Here is an 18,165-nt window from a genome sequence, read left to right as displayed (position 1 = left end):
GTGAGCCTACGAAGAAGCGGACGCCGCGCGCCGCCTCAGCTCACGCGGATGAAACCCGCGAGGCCGGATTTCTGGTGCTCGATCACGTGGCAGTGGAAGGCCCAATCGCCCGGGTTGTCGGCCACGAAGCCGATGTCGATGGTCTCTTCCTTGTCCAGGACGACCGTGTCGGTCCAGTTGGACGGCAGCACGCGCTTGTTCGAACGCAAGGGGCGAAACACCTGACCGTGGAGATGGATCGGGTGCCGGTTCGGGCTCGAATTGCGTAAGCGCAGGACATAGGCCTTGCCGAGCTTCAGCTCCGCGACCGGCGCGATCCCCTTGGCCGCGTCACCGGGCCAAGGCTTGCGGTCGATGGACCAGAACGTATAGCCGAACGAACCGCAAAAGCCGTTGTTCGGCTTCAATCCGTCTGGCGACCAGCCGAAAACCATCTCCACCACTTCCAGCCCCCTCGGATCGAAGTCGGGGACGTCGTTGGGCGGTAGCGGCGTCAACTCATCGAGCGAGCGGCCGAGGCTTGATCCCGTCGCACGCAGCGTCGCCAGCTTCCGCGTCTTCTGGAGGGACCGGTAGGTCACCACGATCTCCTCGCCTTCGGTGTCCGGCATCCGCAGCGCCACGTCGAGCCGCTGTCCCGGCGCGACCAGGATGGGCGCCTCCCCGGTCGGCCACGGCAACTCCTCGCGCAACGGATGGCCGTCAGCGCCGATAATGCGTCCCTCCCCGCCGTCGAAGGTGAGCGGATAAAAGCGCGTGGTGTCGGTCGCGCCGAGGCGCAGGCGCACCAGCGAACCGGCCGGATGCTCGTAGACCGGGTTCTGTTCCCAGTTCGCCGTCATCACCGTGCCGAACGTGCCGGCGCGCGCGGCCGCCCGCGCCGAATAGAGCTGCATGAACTGATCGTCCTTGCCTATGCGGAAGTCGCGCAGGTTCAGGACCGTCTCCCCGTCGAACCCGGGGTCGTCCCTTTCCGCGACGACGATGATCCCGGTGAGCCCGCGCGCGATCTGCTCCATGGTGCGGCAATGGGGGTGATACCAGTACACCCCGGCATCGTCAGGCGTGTAGCTGTAGCGCCAGGTTTCGTCCTGTTGGATCGGAAACTGGGTGAGATACGGAACGCCATCCATCTTGTTCGGCACGCGCAAGCCATGCCAATGGATCGTCGTGGCCTCCTCCAGCGTGTTCGTCACATCGATCGAGAACGGCACCCCTTGCGTCATACGCAAGACCGGCGGCGGCGCGTCGGGAAACACGCTGACCAGATTCTCGGTCACCGCGTCGCGCAGACGGTAGCGCGCGGTCTGGATCCGAAATGTCGATGGCGTCGCCTCGGCGGACTTGGCAAGCGCCGAGACGCCAACCGGGAGCCAAAGGCCAGCCGCGCCTGCCCCGGCCAGCGCCAGGAACGACCGGCGATCCATCTCCGGACTCTTTTTCATTAGAATATTTCCAATGTTTTCAACGATCTATGCGAGACCCTACCCGCTCAAACCGCATGATTCCAGAGGGAGAGCGGACCCGAGACCCGCGTCACGTTGTCGGGTGCGGGAGCCAGGATCGCGGCATACGGGGTGGCGAAAACCGAGACCCCGGTGTAGCTACTAAAGGCAATGGCCCCGTAGCTCAGCAGGATAGAGCATCAGATTCCTAATCTGAGGGTCACAGGTTCGAATCCTGTCGGGGTCACCAAACAAGACAGCCGCTGACGTCTCGTCAGCAATGCCGGGACCTTATCCCAGCACGACCCGGATTATTGGATTCGCCTTCTACGCCCGTGGACTCGACGAGTCCTCGCCGGCCGTCTCTGTGACGACGTAGTTGGTCTGCGACGGGAAGGCGAAGGTAGTGCCGGTCTCACCAATGATCTCGGCGATCGCCAAGAGCAGTTCCTCCTGTGTTGCAAGGAACTTGCCCGGCGCCACATCGAGATAGGCCTGGACTTCGACCTGAATTGACCACTCGCCGAAGCAGACCACATGCGCCCGCGGCGGCGCGAGGCTCTGACTCACATTCGGATGTGACGACAAAAGCTCGCGGATGCTGTTGCACACCGTGCGCAGCTGTTCGGTGGTCGTCTCGTACCGCAAGTCCAGCACGTGCCGGAACAGCAAGTGATCGCGCAGCGCATAGTTCGTCACCTGCGTCTTGGCGAGCATCGAGTTGGGGACCGACGTTACGGTGCGGTCGGCTCCCCGTATCCGCGTCGACCGGAGCCCGATGTACTCGACCGTCCCCTTGATGCCGGCATAGTCGCAAAAGTCACCGACGCGTATGGGGCGATCCGCGTAGAGATTGAGCCCGCCGATCAGATTCTCCAGGCTGTTCTGAGCGGCCAGCGCCACGGCAAGACCACCGACACCAAGGCCGGCCAAAACACCCAGGACCGGCAGACCCAACTGTTGCGCGCCATAAGCCGCGATGCTTGCCACCGCCAAAATCCCAAGGACACGGCCGAGCAGCCGGAGGAGATTGGCATCCAAGCTCTTTTCCGGAATCTGGGGCGACGTGATCACCCATTCCACGAGGATCGAGATGAAGAGCCACGCGACCCACGCGGCCGCTACGTAGAACGCGATCTCGACAAAGAGATCGACCATGTCGGCGAAGGTGCCGAGGACCATGACTTGTTCGGTGATCAGCACCTCGGCGCCGAAGATCCCGATCAACATGGCAACGGGCAGCAAGAGGCGGCGCAGATAGCGCCCAAGCGCACGTGCCTTCGGCTTTGGCTTCGTGACCTGTCTGAGCAGCAGCAAGGCAACCGCCAAAACAGCGAAGATGCCGATCGCGGCAATGATCTTCCATATAGGCGTGTCGAGAACGGGCTGTTTCAACGTGCGCGGCAAGGAGCGCGTCAGATCCGGCGGAATCATCCAGCCGTGGAACTGAAGTTGCGCCTCGCGCCAGTTCGGCACCTGAGAGGGCATCTTCAATGGAAGCTGCTTCGTTAGGTCGTAGAACTCACCGGCCCTGGTGACTGTGTCAGGACTGAAGAGGAATTGCCCTTTCGACGGCCCCTCCATCACCCGGCTGATGGTGATCTCGGTGCCGGGGATGGTCCAGCTGGCAGGTGTGTCACCATCCGGAAAATCGGCGGCATCGGGGATCGAGTCCAAAGGAGGAAGGTCGATGCGGCGCAAGATATCGACGAGGAAGACGACCGCGTCGCCGCCTATTTCGCGCCGTGCACTAGGCCGCACTTGGCTTAGATCGAGCGTTCTGAGCGCCTTGCGCATCAAAGATTCCGCTTCGGCCTGGGCCGCAGGACCGGGTTCGGAACGCAGTTTGATCGCGGCGGACTCGAGGGCCTGGGTGACGTCGAGGAACGTTTGCATCGTCGCCCGCGGGCTCGACGTGTCGATCGCAAGAAGAGGCTTGGCCGTATCGGCCCAAGCCCCGCTTGCGAGAAGAAACAACGTGCTGAAGAGAGCGGCCCGATGCCAGAATCTTCTAATCAACGTCGGCGTCCTTCCGTTCTCGACGGCCTATAGGTGTTCAGGCCCTGATCAGAGTATTCTGATCCAACGAGTGTGTTGTCGTTGATCGGAAGAAATGACGCAGCGGCGCACTCCAAAGTGTTGGAGCGAAGCGAGATGCCCGCGTGGTCTATCGCTGGGCACCATCGTTGTCCTGGCGCGCTTGCGCCCGCTCCGGGTCAAAGAGCGGGCGCCGCGCCAAAGTCAGACAGACGTCTCGGGCTGCGACCCGATCGTGAGCACAGGCAAGGCGTCGCTTTCAAGCTCACCTTGCCTTGCGGCCTAGTTCTTCGTCTGCGCCTTGTCCCAGGTGGACGTGGCGTCCTTGATCATCCCGTCGAAACTGCCGTCCGTGGTCAGGGTCGTGATGCCCTCGCCGAAGCCTGAGGCCAAAGACCGGCACGGCGACTTCTTGGAGAAGGCAACGAACATCTCGGCGGTCAGCAATGCCTGGTCGAGCGGGACGACTTTGTCCTTCAACCCGTCCTTTGCCGCCTCGGCGGTGCCGGGATAGTAGCCCGCGATCAGATAGTCGGCCTTCCCCGACGTAAGCGCTTCGAACGCTTCACCGATGCCGTTCGTGCGCGTGACATCGAGCTTGTCCTTCATGAAGGCATCGAACTCGTTGCCGTAGCTCTCGCCCTTGTTCGTCACGCCCTTCTTGCCGACCAGATCGTTCTTGTCCTTGAAAGGGAACTCCTTGCCCTTGAGCACAAAGACCGCCACGTCGTCGTACATGAACGCGGGTTGGACGTAGTCGAGATAACCGGCACGCTCATCGTTGTAGTAGATGCCGAAGATGAGATCGGCCTTGCCGTCGCGCGTTGCAGCTTGCGCTTCTTCCCAGGTGCCCATGTCTTTCGACTCGAGCGGCACCTTGAGGGTCTTGGCGATCGCCGCGACGAGCTCGGGCGCTGCGCCGGCGATGTTGTCGCCGTCCTTGAACGCGATGACAGGATAGGCCGGATGGCCCGTGGCCGTAATCTTGGTGCAGCTCTCATCCGCAAAGGCATTGCTGCAGGCAAGTCCAAGGGCGGCGGTAATAGCGAAACAAGCAAATTTGTTCATCATTGAAACCCTCTAACGACCCATCTGTGCCTTGATGCGATCCACCTCGGCTTGCGAAATCTTTCCAGCCCGGACCAGTGCTTTGACGCACGCCGGCGACAGGCTCGGACCAGCCTTCCTCATGCAAAGATTGAGTGCCGAGGTTTGCAGCCCGTAATCGCCGCAGAATTTCTTGTAGTCGTTGACGCAATACGTCTCCATATCCTTGGAGATATTGCCGGCTTGTGCCCATGCCACCGATGGGCTCGCACCCGCAAAACACGCGAGCACGGAAAACACGATCGCCGATCTCGAACCTTTGAACGTCATCCAGCGCCTCCTCTTGGTTTGTCCGTACGGTATGCAGTGCGAACTTGGGCCGTTTGTGGGCGATAGGCCCGTCCATCCGAAGAGCTTGGTAAAAATCGTTCCCGTCTTATGGCAGGCATCGTGACGAAACTTGCCGACCTCCTGCCGGTCTTCGGCACGAAGCAGTCACCGCGAGACACACCTTCCACAGCTACATACCTCGAAGTATGTGCAGCCACGCCGTCCTGCGCGCATTTGCACAAGCGACGAGCGCGCGAGCCGCACGCAATCTGCGGGTTCCCCGTCAAGTCTCCAAACACAGCACTGGACTCCGCTATATCTGATCAGATATAGCGGATGCAGCAGTTCTCATGAGTGTCGAGCAAGGCGACCGCGATGAATCCGAGGCCGGTGACGAAGAAGGATGAGGCAACTGGTGCGCGGGCGTCGTCCGTCCAGGACATGGCTCAGCCGCGTCCTTTTCCCCGGCTCCGCATCATGGTGCGGCCGGGCCTCGTGCTGGGGCCCGGAAAAGTGGATCTGCTCGAAACAATCGAGCGCGTGGGCTCCATCTCTGCCGCAGGGCGCGAACTCGGCATGTCCTACCGGCGTGCATGGCTTCTCGTCAGCGCACTCAACGAGATGTTCGGCAAGATGCTCGTAAGCACGTCGCCCGGCGGCTCAGGCGGAGGCGGCGCGCAAGTCACCGACTTCGGCCGAGCGGTCATCGACGCGTATCGGCGCGCGGACGCGCGATCCAATCAAGCCATGCAAGAAGAGTTCGCCCGCATCGGGCACGACATGAGGGACGACTAGGAACACACGGAAGTCTTGGCACGCCGAAAACCGAACGTCGGCGTCTAGCAAAGAAGCGGGGGCTTTTTCAATGAATCGGAAACTGCACAAGGGCGGACTGTGTCTGCTCGCAAGCATCGCTGTGCTTGCTGTCTCAATCGCGAACGCACCGGTGGCCAAGGCTGCCAATGTCGACGAGCTCGAAGCGCAGATGCGGGCCATGGAGGCCCAGATGCAAGAACTGAAACGCCAAGTCGACGAGGCCAAGGCCCAAGCCGCAGCAGCGCGTTCGTCGAACCGCACCCCGGCCGCCGAGCCTCTCGACTTGAAGGTCAAATGGAAAGGCGCGCCGGAGCTTTCCAACAACGACGGAAAGTTCAAGTTCAAAGTACGTGGACGGATCAATGTCGACTACAACGGCATCAATCAGGACACGGCGATCACCGGCGACCCAGACGTCAGCGCGGTCGAGCTACGCCGCGCGCGGCTCGGCGTCGAGGGCGTCCTGTTCTACGACTGGACCTACAAGTTCGAGCTCGATTTCGCCGGCGACAATACGGCCATCAAGGATGCCTACATCGAATACACCGGACTGCCCGTCAATCTGAGAGCAGGTCATTTCAAGACGTACAACTCGCTCGAAGCTCTCATGAGCGCCAACTACATCACGTTCATGGAGAAGGCGTCGTTCATCGATGCCTTCAGCATCGAACGGCTGATCGGCGGCGGCGTGTCCTACTACGAGAACAAGCACTGGACGGCTGAAGCCGGCATTTTCGGCACGGCGGCGGAAGCGAACCAGACGGCGTATTTCGATGACGGCACGACCTTCTCGGCACGGATCACCGCGGCGCCCATCAACCGGGACCGCCAAGTCGTCCATCTGGGCGGCAGCGTCCGCCACCGCGACGCCTCGGGCGAGTCGCGCGACGGCAGCGACGATCCCTTGTTCCGCTATCGCGCCCGGGGAGCGGACCTGCATCTCGCCGATCGCTTTGTATACACGCCGCAATTCGGCGACTCCGATACGCTATGGGCCTTGGAAGGCGCGGTCGTGCTCGGACCGTTCTCCGTTCAGGGCGAATACGCGCAAGACACGGTCGAGGCCCCGACGGCGCTTGGGAGTGCCGACCCGACCTATAACGGCTGGTATGTCGATGCGAGCTGGTTCCTCACGGGCGAATCGAGGCCCTATTCCAAAGGCCAATTCGTACGCGTGAAGGTGCAGAACCCCGTCTATGACGGAAGCGGCGGCTGGGGCGCGTGGCAGATCGCCGGGCGCTACGACGTGATCGATCTTTCCGACCAGTCGGCGCTCATCCCGGGTTGTACCGGCTGCGGCGAGCAGGAGACCTGGCTGATCGGTCTCAATTGGTATCTCAACGACTACGCGCGGCTGATGCTGAACGTGAACCAGTCGGAGATCTCAGGTGGGGTCAACGACGGCGCCGAGATCACCGGTGTCGGCATGCGCGCCCAGCTCGATTGGTAGCGTCTCGCAAGGAAAAACAGAACGCGGACTCTTGCGAAGGCTCTCGCCCGCGTCCGCGTCCGACCAGTGAGGCAAATAAAAGCCCGCCCCGAGCTCTCTAAGGGCTCGGAGCGGGGCGGCCATGAAAATCACGGCCAGCACTTGGGATACCGAGACATCGGCCGATTTCGCCGCGCGATATCCCTACGCTACTAGTCGCGGTCGTAGCCCACGAGGATCTCGCCGGTGGCCGGATGCACATGGACCTCCATGCGCGTGCCGTTCTTGACGACGTCGGCCTCGTAGGCACCGTCGTCCGCCTCGATCTCGGTGACCTTGTAGCCCTTCGAAGAGAGACGATCGGCAATCTCCGACGGGGCCAGCCACTGATCCCGGGGCACATTCAAGCGATTGGCGTCCCGATCGGCCAAGGCCAGGGTGGGAACGGCGATCAGCATCGAGAGACCGAGCACGGCGTTGGTGGCATACTTCTTCATGGTTTTGCTCCTCAGTTTTTTCGGTGTTCTGTTGCCTGCGCCGAACCTGCCAGAACCTCTCTGACGGCGCCCTGACCCGCCATGTCAGTGAAATGTCAGCCATTCCCACCCACATTCACTTTTATGTCCGGACCTATTTTCGAACACCGCGCCTGGCTTGCCGCAATGGCGCTGGTTTTTGCTGTGGCGATAGCCACCGGAGCCGCCTATGGCGGTGACGATATCGGCCACCAGGAGGCACGGCGCCTCGTGAAGGAAGGTCGTGTCCTGCCGCTTGCCGAAATCCTCGAGCGCGCAGGCGACAAGGCGTCCGGCGACCTGCTCGAAGTCGAGCTCGAACTCGACGACGGCGCCTATGTCTACGAGCTCAAGATCCTGGGGCCGGACGGCAAGGTGAGGGAAATCGAGGTCGATGCGCCGACCGGAAAGATCCTCGATATCGAGGACGACGACTGATGCGAATACTGATCGTGGAGGACGACGCGCGCATCCGCTCGGAGATCGAGCGGACCCTTTCGGCCGCCGGCTATGGCTGCGACCTGGCCACCGACGGCGAGGACGCCTGGTTCCGGGGCGAAACCGAGGCATACGATCTCATCATCCTCGATCTGGGCTTGCCGAAGATGGACGGGCTGGTCGTGCTGAAGCGCTGGCGCGCCGCAGGGCGCCAAGTGCCCGTTCTCGTGCTGACCGCCCGCGGCGCATGGCCCGAACGCGTCGAGGGTATTGACGCCGGCGCCGACGACTACCTCGCCAAACCCTTCCGCATGGAGGAACTCGTGGCGCGCGTGCGCGCGTTGATCCGGCGCGCTGCCGGCCACGGAACACCTATACTGGAAGCCGGGAACATGCGGCTCGACACCAAGCAGATGCACCTCGCCGTGGACGGCGTCCAGGTTCAGGTGTCCCCGCTCGAATACCGCTTGATGGCGTATCTGATGCACCACAAGGGCCGCGTCGTTCCGGCGGGCGAACTCCTGGAGCATCTCTACGGCGACGACGATTCGCGCGACGCCAACGCCTTGGAGGCCGTCATCACCCGTCTGCGCAAGAAGCTCGGCGCGGGCGCCATCGAGACCCGGCGCGGGTTCGGCTATTCCATCGCCAACGGAGAGAGCGCATGAGCTTCTCGTCCTTGCGGTTTCGGCTGCTCCTCGGTGCCGTTGGCTTTGTCCTCGCAGCCCTGGCGCTCGCGGCCGGCGGCCTGACATTTCTCTTCAGGGATCACGTCGAGCGCTGGGTGGATGGCGAACTCGACGGCTATCTCGACCAGGTGATCGCCGGTATCGACAAAGATGCCGACGGCACATTCACCGTGACCGCGCCCCCTGCGGATCCGCGCTTCGAACAGCCCTTGTCGGGCCGGTACTGGCAGATCGTGGTCGTGCCGGACGGACCTGTCCTGCGTTCGCGGTCGCTCTGGGACTTCGAGATCGATCTGCCGTCCGACGGGGACGTCGACGACGCGGCCCATCACTCCCGTGTGGCAGGACCGGACGGCAGCCAACTCTATCTGCTGCAGCGCCGCGTTGCGCTCTCCGACCGTCTCGGCGGGGCCACGGCGCAGGCCGCCGTCGCCGTCGATGCGGCCGAGGTCTCCGCGGCCGTATACCGCTTCGCCTCGGTGCTCGCGCCGTTTCTTCTTTTTATCGGCGTCCTGTTGGTTCTCGCGTCCTGGTTCCAGGTTCGCGTCGGCTTGAGGCCCCTCGCCGCCATGCAGCAGAAACTCGGCGCCATTCGAACCGGCAAGCGCGGGCGCCTGGGCGGCGGCTTTCCGGACGAAGTCCAGCCGCTTGCGTCGGAAGTCGACGCGCTGCTCGATGCCCGCGACCAGCAGGTCGAGCGGGCGCGACTTCGCGCCGCCGATCTCGCGCACGGTCTCAAGACGCCGCTACAGGTGCTTCTGAGCGACGCGGATCAGTTGAAGCGCAAGGGCGAGTTCGAGGTCGCCGCGGAGATCGAGGAGATCGTCCAGGCGCTGCAGCGCCACGCGGACCATCAGCTCTCGCGGGCGCGCATCGCATCGCCCAATCCGAACGTCGCCGCGGATGTCGGCGAGGTCGCCGCGCGCGTGGCGCGCGTTATGCAGCGGACCCCGGAAGGGCGACGGCTCAAATGGAAGCTCGATCTTCCGTCCGAGATCGTCGCGCGTATCGACCCCGACGATCTGTCCGAAGCCATCGGAAACCTGACCGAGAACGCCGTGCGCCATGCCAAATCCACGGTCGCGATTGCCGCGCGGCGCGACGCGGACACGACCAGCATCGTCGTGAGCGACGACGGGCCCGGAATCCCTGCCGAGCAGTGGGACAGGATGCTGACGCGGGGCGCACGCCTCGATACATCCGTGCCCGGCACGGGGCTTGGCCTCGCCATCGTCAAGGACATCGTCGACGTTTGGTCGGCCGACCTGTCCTTCAAGACGGCGGAACGGCAATTTTGTGTGACGATGTCGATCCCGGCAAAAGAAGCCGCCGTGATCCGGCTCAATCCGGCGCGCGAAGCCTAAACTACTGGACGCCGCTCTCGATCGCGGCTTGAACGGCCGCGTCCGGATTGCCGAGCCAGCTGCGCTTGTCGTCGCTGATCAGAAGGCCCCACGCCTGCCGCGCTTCGGGCGCGAACAGCACATAGACTTCGTTGCCGCCGCAATCGTGCGGTTTGCAAATCCAGCCAAGGGTATAGGACTGCCCCGCCACCGGAACCGTCGTCACCGGCGTGGAGACTGCGCCTTGAGTTTTGGTGAAGGTGTCGACCCATGCCGGCAGCTTTTCGCTCGCGACCATCTCTTTCCAGGCCGTGAGGTAGGCTGGCTGCTCATTCATCAGATCGGGGAGATACGGGCCCTCGGGGGCCTGCGCCATGGCCGGAGCGGCCCCAAACAGAAGAAGAGTGAGCAGGAATCTGGCAAGCATTGGTCGCTCCATGACGAAAAAGGGAGGCCGACCTTAGCATGCGAACAGGAGCCGGAAAGCAGTTCAGATCCCCCTAGATCAATCTGCTATGTCAAAACTTCTCCCGCGATCGGTCTCCCTGCCGGACGCACGGCGGGCGGTCCGTTGAGTGGCATAATAAAGGCGTGATGGAAGACAGCACGGAGCACGACGACAGCCGGCAGCGCGCACAAGCCCGGATCATTGCGCCCGTTCGCGATACGTTGCGTCGTGCCGCCTTGCTCGCCGTGGCCGCGGGGCTCATCTGGCCGCTTCAAGCCGCACTGATCGCCTGGATCATCTCGGTCGGGGTCGCGGGCTCGGGCTCGGACGCGAGTATGGCGGACAACACACTGCTCGCGATCGCGGGCTTTGTTGTGTTGGGCGTCATCCGGGCCGGTCTCGACCGGCTTTCGGGCCGTCTTCTTTTCGACGCCGCCGACCGCACCATCGCCCGTGAGCGCGAGATCCTGATCCGGCGCGAGGCGCGCAACCCGTCCGAGGCGGGCTCGGCCGAGATCGCAGCCCTCGCCGTGCAGAAACTGCCGCTGCTTCAGGCATGGGTGACGCGCTACCACGTCGCCATGATGCGCACGGCGATCCTGCCGCTGGCGCTGGCAGCGCTCGTCATCACGGTGTCCTGGGCTGCGGGCCTGCTCCTTCTGATTTCCGGCCCGCTGATCCCGATCTTCATGGCGCTGGTCGGCATGGCGGCGGAAGACGCCTCGCGCCAGCAGATGCGCGAGATCGGCACCATGAACGACATGCTGATGGAGCGGCTCTCTGCCATGCTCGACATCCGCCTGCTCGGAGCCACACAACGGGCCGCCCGCGATTTCGAGGCGCGTGCCGAAAGCCTGCGCGAGAAGAGCATGGCGGTGCTGCGCATCGCCTTCCTGTCCTCGACGGTGCTCGAACTGTTCGCGGCCATCGGCGTCGCGATGATGGCCGTGTTCGTCGGCTTCTCCCTCCTCGGCGAACTCAATTTCGGCACTTGGGGCACGCCGCTTACGCTGCGGGAAGGCATATTCCTGCTCTTGATCGCGCCGGAATTCTTCCAGCCCATGCGCGACCTTGCCGCCGCCTGGCATGACCGAGCGGCAGGCTTCGCGGTCGTCGCCGACCTCGACGCGCTCGATGAAGCGGAACGCGTGGCTTTGGTGGGTACGGGCATGCGCGCCGCGCCGCTCGACGGACCGGCGTCCGTCGCGCTGTCGAAAGCAGTAGCCGCCCTGCCCGGCCGCGCGCTCCCCCTCCCCGACCTCGCGCTGAAAGCCGGAGAGTCCGTCGCGCTGACCGGTCCCAGCGGGTCCGGCAAGACGACGGCGCTCGCAAGCATCGCCGGGCTCGTGCCGCTGGATGCGGGCGCCATCACGGTCTGCGGGCGGGCGCTTGGGGCCGAGACGGCGGACGCCTGGCGCGCACGCTTGTCGCTGATCCCTCAGCGGCCGCATTTTCCCGACGAGACGCTTGCCGCCTGGCTCGACCCGGACGATACGGGACGCGACCCTGCCCCCGCGCTCGACATCGCCGGCGCGCGCGACGTCGTCGAGCGATTGCCCCACGGCCTTGCGACGACGCTTGGCGAGACCGGCGGCGGCGTATCGGGTGGCGAGGCGCGCCGCCTGATGATCGCACGCGCGGCTCTCGACGATAGCGACGTGATTCTTGCCGACGAACCGACGGCGGACCTCGACGCGGATACCGCGAAACGCGTGATCGAGGCGCTCGTCCGGCTGAAAGAGCAAGGACGTACACTTATCGTGGCGACCCACGACCCGGCGCTGGCTTCCGCCATGGACCGCCAAGTGCATTTGCCGCTCGTGCACGCACTTCACGCCTCCGAGGGGGGCCGATGAAGGCGCTCGTCCATGTCCTGCGCTTCCTGCTGAGCGCCGCGCCCTGGGCCATGGCCCGCGGCGCCCTGCTTTCGATCACGGTGCTGCTCATGGGCGCGGCCCTGCTTGGCCTGTCGGGCTGGTTCATCACGGCCTCGGGCCTTGCCGGGATCGCCGGCATCGGCATCGCCTTCGATTTCTTTCGTCCCTCGGCGGGCGTCCGTTTCCTGGCGCTCGGCCGCGCCGCGGCCCGCTATGGAGAAAGACTCCTCACCCACGACGCGACCTTACGCGCGCTGGCGAAGCTGCGCGTCAGGCTCCTGGAACAGGAGGCGACGCGGGACGCGCGCGGCCTCATGCAACTGCGCAGCGAAGGCGTTCTGACGCGCATCGTCGCCGACGTGGACGCGCTGGACGGGCTTGCCTTGCGCCTGCTGCTCCCGGTCATGGCGGCACTGTTGGCTCATCTCGCTGTGTTCTGGGTACTGGGATGGCTCGTTGGATGGCCCATGGCCTGGGCCATCCTCATCGGCTACGTGCCGTTCGCGGCGCTGATCCTGTGGCGCCTCGGTCGCGAAGGTCTACACCCATCGCACACCGCGGAGATCGAGGCGCAAGACCTGCGGCGTGGGCTGATCGACACGATCCGGGACCGCGAAGCCCTGATCCTGCGCGGCCGCATTGGCGCACGGGAAGACGTGCTGTTGAAGACCGACGGAAGACTGAGGCAGGCGGCCCGGCAACTCGATGAGGCGGAGCGCGCGGCCGCGTTCCGCTTGAGCGTTCTCGTCACCCTCGTCGCCGGGGCGGCGCTCGCGATCGGCGTCTGGCTGGTAACGGACAACGGGACCGGCCCGGCCGTCGCCGCCATCGGCGTGTTCGTGGCCCTAGCCCTCGCGGAGACAGTCCTGCCGTTGCGGCGCGGCTTCGCCGAACTCGGCCGCATGGCGGGCGCCGCGCAGCGTATCGGCGGCTTCGATGCGGCCCAGCCTTTACGCACCGCGATTCCCACAAGCAGCGCCAGCCAGCCAGCGCCGGCTCCCACGCGTGGAGATGAGCCGGCCGTGCTCACCATTTGGCGCCCCGATTTCAGCCTCGACCTGCGCGCGGGCGACACCGCCGCTCTCACGGGCGCAAGCGGCATCGGTAAGACGACGCTCCTGCTGCAGATCGCCGGGCTCCTGGCGGCGGGCCCGCAGGACGGCGGCCAGGAAATCGCCGTTCTGGGAAAACCCCCATGCGACTGGGAAGATTCGGCGTTCCGGGAAGTCGTCACCATGGTGCCCCAGCGCAGCGCGCTTCTGCGCGGCACGGTGCGTGAGAATTTGGCCCTGGCCGCCGACGCGACCGACGACGAGATGTGGGCGGCCTTGGCGGCAGCGGATCTCCAACACACGTTCGACGCGCGCGGTGGGCTGGATACACAACTCGGCGAGGGCGGCGCCGGTCTCTCCGGCGGGCAAGCCAGGAGACTATGTCTCGCGCGCGCCTTGCTGAAACGCCCCCGCCTGCTGCTGCTCGACGAGCCCACCGAAGGGCTCGACGATGAAAGTTCACACCTCGTACTTATTGGCATTCGCCGGGCGCTGCCGGATGCTGCTATTGTAGCGGCGCTTCATCGGGGGGCTGGGCACCCCGTCTTCGGGCACCGGTGTGCCCTGACGGTTTCTCCCCGCATTTGAGGTATGTCACAGTGTCTCTGTGACAGGGTGTTAGGAGCGTCCCGCGCGCCGTGGCTGTAAGGTCCCGGAGCTGAGAAGTGCGCACCAAAGGCTGGGAGACCGTTTGTCATGGAACTCGGTGTCGTCGAACTATCGCGACTGCAATTCGCGATGACCGCGATGTATCACTTTCTCTTCGTCCCACTGACGTTGGGTCTGTCGATCATCATCGCGATCATGGAGACGGTCTATGTGATGACCGGCCGGCCAATCTGGCGGCAGATGACCAAGTTCTGGGGCACCCTGTTCGGCATCAACTTCGTTTTGGGCGTCGCGACGGGCATCACCATGGAATTCCAGTTCGGCATGAACTGGAGCTACTACAGCCACTATGTCGGCGACATTTTCGGGGCGCCGCTCGCCGTCGAGGGCCTGATGGCCTTCTTCCTCGAAGCGACGTTCGTGGGCCTTTTCTTCTTCGGCTGGGACAAGCTTTCGAAAGTCGGCCACCTCACGGTGACCTGGCTCGTGGCGCTCGGCTCGAACCTGTCCGCGCTGTGGATCCTGATCGCCAACGGCTGGATGCAGAACCCCGTCGGCTCCGTCTTCAATCCGGACACGATGCGGATGGAAATGACGTCGTTCTACGACGTCCTGTTCAACCCCGTCGCACAGGCCAAGTTCGTACACACCGTTTCGGCCGGCTATGTCACCGCTTCGGTCTTCGTCCTTGGCGTCTCGGCCTGGTACCTGCTCAAGGACCGGCATGTGGAGCTGTCGCGCCGGTCCATTTCGGTCGCAGCCGCCTTTGGCTTGGCTTCGGCGCTGTCGGTCGTGGTGCTTGGCGATGAATCGGGCTACACGGCCAGCCACACCCAGAAGATGAAACTCGCCGCGATCGAGGCCATGTGGAAGACGGAGAAGCCGCCGGCCTCCTTCACGCTGATCGGCTTCCCGGATCAGGAAGCCCGCGAGACGCACTACGCCGTCCACATTCCGTGGGTCATGGGCATTATCGGCACGCGCTCCCTGACCGACCCCATCCCCGGCATCGAGGAACTCGTCGCCGAAGCGCAAAAGCGCATCGAAAGCGGCGTCGTGGCCTACGACGCGCTGATGCAAATCCGCGCCGAGCGGGAGGCGGCCCGGGCAAGCGGTATTCGACCGGATAGAGACCCCTCCGCCGTGACGATCTCGCCGGAGCTTCGCAAGGCGTTCGAGGACAATTCCGACAATCTCGGTTTCGCGCTCCTGCTGAAACGCTACGTGGACGATCCGGCCAAAGCCACGCCGGAGCAGATCGAAAAAGCCGCCAACGACACGATCCCCGGGGTCGCGCCGCTGTTCTGGGCGTTCCGCATCATGGTCGGCCTCGGCTTCCTGTTCATCGCCTTCATGGCCTACTTCTTCTGGAAGTCGAGCTTCGGCGGCGAGCGCTATCCGCGCTGGGCCTTGATCTTCGCGGTGTTCCTCATCCCCGCGCCTTGGATCGCAGCCGAGATGGGCTGGTTCGTCGCAGAGTTCGGCCGCCAGCCTTGGACTGTCGACGGGGTCCTTCCCACCGCGCTGTCCGCAAGCCAGCTCTCGGTGCAGGATCTCCTCATCACCTTGGCCGGATTCGTCACCTTCTACTCGATCCTCTTCATCATCGAGATGGCCCTGATGATCAAATACATCCGGAAAGGGCCGTTCCAGGACGTAGAGGAAACCGAAGCCTGGCAGGCGCAGCATGAGCGCCGGCTGGGTGCAATGGATGAGGGCGCTCTCGCCGCCCCGGCCCCCGCGGAGTAAATGTCATGATCCTTGCCGACTTGATCACATACGACGTTCTTCGCGTCATTTGGTGGGTGCTTCTGGGCGTTCTCCTCATTGGGTTCGCGATGACGGACGGCTTCGACATGGGCGTCGGCGCGCTCCTGCCTTTCGTGGCGAAGACCGACGTCGAGCGCCGCATCGCTATCAACACCGTGGGCCCTGTCTGGGAAGGCAACCAAGTCTGGTTCATTCTTGGCGGCGGCGCGATCTTCGCGGCGTGGCCGCTCGTCTACGCGGTCAGCTTCTCCGGTTTTTATCTCGCGATGTTCGCCGTGCTCGCGGCACTCATCTTGAGGCCCGTCGCGTTCAAATATCGCTCCAAGCGCGACGGACAGGCCTGGCGCAGCACCTGGGACTGGGCCCTGTTCGTCGGCGGCGCGGTCCCTGCCCTCATCTTCGGCGTCGCGGTCGGAAACGTCCTCGAAGGCGTGCCCTTCAGGCTGTCGCCGGAACTGGTCTCCTATTACGAGGGCAGCTCCTACCTTTGGAAATTCCTCGACCTGTTGAACCCCTTCGCGCTTCTGACGGGCATTGTATCCGTGGCCATGCTGCTGACCCATGGCGCGGCCTGGCTCGCCCTGAAGGCCGAGGATCCCGTGGCCGCACGGGCGCGGTCCATCGGATCGGTGGCGGGCATGGTGACCATCGCCGGCTATGCCTTGGCCGGGCTGTGGCTCGCCTTCGGCTTCCAGGGCTACGCCATCGTGGGCGAGGTCGTGACCGACGGACCGTCCAACCCGCTCTTTTCCGAGGTGACGCGCTCCAGCACATGGCTGACGGCCTATGCCGACCGGCCGTGGATCGTGATCGCGCCGATCCTGGGCTTCGCCGGCATGATCATGGCCGTGCGGGACCTGCGCTCGGACCGCGAAGTTTCCACGCTGCTGTGGTCGCAGCTCGGCATCTTCGGCGCCATCTCGTCCGTCGGACTGACGATGTTCCCCTTCATCCTGCCGTCGTCGTTCGATCCGAATTCCTCGCTGACCGTCTGGGACGCCTCGTCGTCCCACAACACGCTGTTCATCATGCTGATCGCGACGGTCATCTTCATGCCGATCGTCCTCGCCTACACGGCCTGGGTCTACAAGGTCCTGTGGGGCAAGGTGACCGAGGCGGAGGTGACCGGTTCCTCCGACTCCGTCTACTAAGAAAGGAGCCCGACACAATGTGGTATTTTGCTTGGCTTCTCGGGCTGCCCTTGGCCGCGATGTTCGCGGTCGTGAACGCCATGTGGCTGGAGATGCAGCGCGACCGCATGCTGATCGAGCAGCAGGGCGGCGGCGAACCCACGGACAGCTGATCCGGCAGCCCTTCAGGCGCCGCAAACGGGCCATCCACGTGTGACGGCTTGCGTCATAGTTCCACTAGCCTGCGCACGCTAACCTGTGCCCCGCATCGGCCCGACCCGGCCGTGACCGGTACTGGACAGCGAAGGACGCAAGGACGATGGACCTCATGACCCCCGAGCAAGGCACGGCCACACCCCAAAGCCTGAAAGACAAAGTCTCCCTCGTCACCGGCTCGACCAGCGGCATCGGTCTTGGCATCGCCCGCGCCCTCGCGTCCGCCGGTTCCGCCGTGGTCCTCAACGGGTTTGGCGATCCCGACGCAATCGACGCGGAGCAGAACGCGATCGCCGAGGAATTCGGGGTGCCCGTGACCTATTCCGGCGCGGACATGTCCAAGCCCGAGGACATCGAAGAGATGTTCACGTACATCCTCGGCGAATTCGGCGCGGTGGATGTCCTGGTCAACAATGCGGGCATCCAGCATGTCGAGCCGCTCGAGACCTTCCCTGTCGCCAAATGGGACGCGATCCTCGCGATCAACCTGAGCTCGGCCTTCCACACGACCCGGCTCGCGCTGCCCGGCATGGTGGAGAAGGGTTGGGGGCGGATCATCAATGTCGCCTCGGCTCATGGCCTGATCGCGTCGCCGTTCAAATCCGCCTATGTGGCGGCCAAGCACGGCATGGTCGGCTTGACCAAGGTCACGGCCCTGGAAGCCGCCGAAAAGGGCATCACCTGCAACGCCATCTGCCCGGGCTATGTCTATACGCCCCTCGTGGAGAAGCAGATCGGCGAGCAGGCTGCCGCCCACGGCATCCCCCGCGAAGACGTCATCCGCAACGTCCTCCTGGCCGGCCAGCCCAACAAGCGCTTCGCGACCGTGGAAGAGCTGGGCGGCATCGCGCTCTTCCTCACCTCCGACGCCGCCACCTCGATCACCGGCACCACGATCTCGGCCGACGGCGGCTGGACAGCGCACTAGCTCTTAGGATCCCGACAGTTCCGGCTACGGACCAGCCCGTTAACCG

The 18,165-nt window shown here is 64.2% G+C and carries 17 protein-coding genes and 1 tRNA gene; 12 read left to right on the top strand and 6 right to left on the bottom strand.

Annotated elements, in window-relative coordinates; all coding sequences use genetic code 11:
- Positions 1-35: 35 nt before the first annotated feature.
- Positions 36-1,445 (bottom strand): multicopper oxidase family protein, encoded by a 1,410-nt coding sequence (locus DCY11_RS09825; protein ID WP_208430439.1) that lies wholly within the window; start codon positions 1,443-1,445, stop codon positions 36-38.
- A 173-nt stretch (positions 1,446-1,618) separates the two neighbouring features.
- On the opposite strand from DCY11_RS09825, the gene DCY11_RS09820 reads away from it, so the two are divergent.
- Positions 1,619-1,695 (top strand) — tRNA-Arg (locus tag DCY11_RS09820).
- A gap of 77 nt (positions 1,696-1,772) precedes the next feature.
- Here DCY11_RS09820 and DCY11_RS09815 read toward each other — a convergent pair.
- The 3 genes from DCY11_RS09815 to DCY11_RS09805 all read right to left on the bottom strand — a co-directional run bounded on the left by DCY11_RS09815 (position 1,773) and on the right by DCY11_RS09805 (position 4,859).
- Positions 1,773-3,464, bottom strand: a complete 1,692-nt coding sequence (locus DCY11_RS09815; RefSeq protein ID WP_159079931.1) for a mechanosensitive ion channel family protein — start codon at positions 3,462-3,464, stop codon at positions 1,773-1,775.
- Positions 3,465-3,764: 300 nt separating this feature from the next.
- Positions 3,765-4,553 (bottom strand): ABC transporter substrate-binding protein, encoded by a 789-nt coding sequence (locus DCY11_RS09810; protein ID WP_108682739.1) that lies wholly within the window; start codon positions 4,551-4,553, stop codon positions 3,765-3,767.
- A gap of 9 nt (positions 4,554-4,562) precedes the next feature.
- On the bottom strand, positions 4,563-4,859 hold the full coding sequence (locus DCY11_RS09805) for a hypothetical protein (RefSeq protein ID WP_108682738.1): 297 nt from the start codon (positions 4,857-4,859) through the stop codon (positions 4,563-4,565).
- A gap of 441 nt (positions 4,860-5,300) precedes the next feature.
- Here DCY11_RS09805 and DCY11_RS09800 point away from each other — a divergent pair, with 441 nt between their 5' ends.
- Together DCY11_RS09800 and DCY11_RS09795 are read left to right on the top strand one after the other, a co-directional pair.
- The gene (locus DCY11_RS09800; protein ID WP_108683776.1) at positions 5,301-5,654 is read left to right on the top strand and encodes a winged helix-turn-helix domain-containing protein; all 354 of its coding nucleotides are present in this window, start codon (positions 5,301-5,303) and stop codon (positions 5,652-5,654) included.
- A gap of 70 nt (positions 5,655-5,724) precedes the next feature.
- Positions 5,725-7,125, top strand: coding sequence for an OprO/OprP family phosphate-selective porin (locus tag DCY11_RS09795; RefSeq protein ID WP_108682737.1), 1,401 nt, complete (start codon positions 5,725-5,727; stop codon positions 7,123-7,125).
- 191 nt (positions 7,126-7,316) lie between these two features.
- Here the strand turns inward: DCY11_RS09795 and DCY11_RS09790 are convergent, their stop codons facing one another.
- A complete protein-coding gene (locus DCY11_RS09790) occupies positions 7,317-7,601 on the bottom strand; it encodes a PepSY domain-containing protein (protein ID WP_108682736.1) in 285 nt (94 codons plus the stop codon).
- A 183-nt stretch (positions 7,602-7,784) separates the two neighbouring features.
- Between DCY11_RS09790 and DCY11_RS09785 the strand changes: the two genes are divergently transcribed.
- Genes DCY11_RS09785 through DCY11_RS09775 form a run of 3 tightly spaced genes read left to right on the top strand, consistent with a single transcriptional unit; the run spans position 7,785 to position 10,110 of the window.
- Positions 7,785-8,057 (top strand): PepSY domain-containing protein, encoded by a 273-nt coding sequence (locus DCY11_RS09785; protein WP_208430438.1) that lies wholly within the window; start codon positions 7,785-7,787, stop codon positions 8,055-8,057.
- A complete protein-coding gene (locus DCY11_RS09780) occupies positions 8,057-8,725 on the top strand; it encodes a response regulator transcription factor (RefSeq protein ID WP_108682734.1) in 669 nt (222 codons plus the stop codon). Before DCY11_RS09785 ends, DCY11_RS09780 begins: the two co-directional genes overlap by 1 nt.
- Positions 8,722-10,110, top strand: coding sequence for a HAMP domain-containing sensor histidine kinase (locus DCY11_RS09775; protein ID WP_108682733.1), 1,389 nt, complete (start codon positions 8,722-8,724; stop codon positions 10,108-10,110). Before DCY11_RS09780 ends, DCY11_RS09775 begins: the two co-directional genes overlap by 4 nt.
- Position 10,111: 1 nt before the next feature.
- Here the strand turns inward: DCY11_RS09775 and DCY11_RS09770 are convergent, their stop codons facing one another.
- Positions 10,112-10,516 (bottom strand): Ivy family c-type lysozyme inhibitor, encoded by a 405-nt coding sequence (locus tag DCY11_RS09770; protein ID WP_159079929.1) that lies wholly within the window; start codon positions 10,514-10,516, stop codon positions 10,112-10,114.
- A gap of 167 nt (positions 10,517-10,683) precedes the next feature.
- On the opposite strand from DCY11_RS09770, the gene DCY11_RS09765 reads away from it, so the two are divergent.
- The 6 genes from DCY11_RS09765 to DCY11_RS09740 all read left to right on the top strand — a co-directional run bounded on the left by DCY11_RS09765 (position 10,684) and on the right by DCY11_RS09740 (position 18,119).
- Positions 10,684-12,393, top strand: coding sequence for an ABC transporter ATP-binding protein/permease (locus tag DCY11_RS09765; RefSeq protein WP_108682731.1), 1,710 nt, complete (start codon positions 10,684-10,686; stop codon positions 12,391-12,393).
- A complete protein-coding gene (locus DCY11_RS09760; protein WP_108682730.1) occupies positions 12,390-14,054 on the top strand; it encodes an amino acid ABC transporter ATP-binding/permease protein in 1,665 nt (554 codons plus the stop codon). Before DCY11_RS09765 ends, DCY11_RS09760 begins: the two co-directional genes overlap by 4 nt.
- Before the next feature lie 108 nt (positions 14,055-14,162).
- Positions 14,163-15,824, top strand: a complete 1,662-nt coding sequence (locus DCY11_RS09755; RefSeq protein ID WP_108682729.1) for a cytochrome ubiquinol oxidase subunit I — start codon at positions 14,163-14,165, stop codon at positions 15,822-15,824.
- Between the two features lie 5 nt (positions 15,825-15,829).
- Positions 15,830-16,996 carry a cytochrome d ubiquinol oxidase subunit II gene (gene cydB / locus DCY11_RS09750; protein ID WP_108682728.1) on the top strand — a complete coding sequence of 389 codons (1,167 nt, stop codon included), beginning with the start codon at positions 15,830-15,832 and terminating at the stop codon, positions 16,994-16,996.
- A gap of 17 nt (positions 16,997-17,013) precedes the next feature.
- On the top strand, positions 17,014-17,148 hold the full coding sequence (gene cydX, locus DCY11_RS09745; protein WP_108682727.1) for a cytochrome bd-I oxidase subunit CydX: 135 nt from the start codon (positions 17,014-17,016) through the stop codon (positions 17,146-17,148).
- A gap of 146 nt (positions 17,149-17,294) precedes the next feature.
- Entirely contained in the window at positions 17,295-18,119 is an 825-nt protein-coding gene (locus tag DCY11_RS09740; protein ID WP_108682726.1) for a 3-hydroxybutyrate dehydrogenase, read from the top strand.
- Positions 18,120-18,165 lie beyond the last annotated feature (46 nt).

This window comes from Methyloceanibacter sp. wino2 (genome assembly GCF_003071365.1).
Taxonomy (GTDB): Bacteria; Pseudomonadota; Alphaproteobacteria; order Rhizobiales; family Methyloligellaceae; genus Methyloceanibacter.
This window is presented reverse-complemented; position numbering and strand designations above follow the sequence as displayed.

Coding starts and splice junctions, on each gene's coding strand:
- DCY11_RS09765 (WP_108682731.1), top strand. CDS start 10,684: ATGGAAGACAGCACGGAGCACGACGACAGCCGGCAGCGCGCACAAGCC.
- DCY11_RS09755 (WP_108682729.1), top strand. CDS start 14,163: ATGGAACTCGGTGTCGTCGAACTATCGCGACTGCAATTCGCGATGACC.
- DCY11_RS09780 (WP_108682734.1), top strand. CDS start 8,057: ATGCGAATACTGATCGTGGAGGACGACGCGCGCATCCGCTCGGAGATC.
- cydX (WP_108682727.1), top strand. CDS start 17,014: ATGTGGTATTTTGCTTGGCTTCTCGGGCTGCCCTTGGCCGCGATGTTC.
- DCY11_RS09795 (WP_108682737.1), top strand. CDS start 5,725: ATGAATCGGAAACTGCACAAGGGCGGACTGTGTCTGCTCGCAAGCATC.
- DCY11_RS09825 (WP_208430439.1), bottom strand. CDS start 1,445: ATGAAAAAGAGTCCGGAGATGGATCGCCGGTCGTTCCTGGCGCTGGCC.
- DCY11_RS09740 (WP_108682726.1), top strand. CDS start 17,295: ATGGACCTCATGACCCCCGAGCAAGGCACGGCCACACCCCAAAGCCTG.
- DCY11_RS09760 (WP_108682730.1), top strand. CDS start 12,390: ATGAAGGCGCTCGTCCATGTCCTGCGCTTCCTGCTGAGCGCCGCGCCC.
- cydB (WP_108682728.1), top strand. CDS start 15,830: ATGATCCTTGCCGACTTGATCACATACGACGTTCTTCGCGTCATTTGG.
- DCY11_RS09770 (WP_159079929.1), bottom strand. CDS start 10,516: ATGCTTGCCAGATTCCTGCTCACTCTTCTTCTGTTTGGGGCCGCTCCG.
- DCY11_RS09805 (WP_108682738.1), bottom strand. CDS start 4,859: ATGACGTTCAAAGGTTCGAGATCGGCGATCGTGTTTTCCGTGCTCGCG.
- DCY11_RS09800 (WP_108683776.1), top strand. CDS start 5,301: ATGGCTCAGCCGCGTCCTTTTCCCCGGCTCCGCATCATGGTGCGGCCG.
- DCY11_RS09810 (WP_108682739.1), bottom strand. CDS start 4,553: ATGATGAACAAATTTGCTTGTTTCGCTATTACCGCCGCCCTTGGACTT.
- DCY11_RS09790 (WP_108682736.1), bottom strand. CDS start 7,601: ATGAAGAAGTATGCCACCAACGCCGTGCTCGGTCTCTCGATGCTGATC.
- DCY11_RS09775 (WP_108682733.1), top strand. CDS start 8,722: ATGAGCTTCTCGTCCTTGCGGTTTCGGCTGCTCCTCGGTGCCGTTGGC.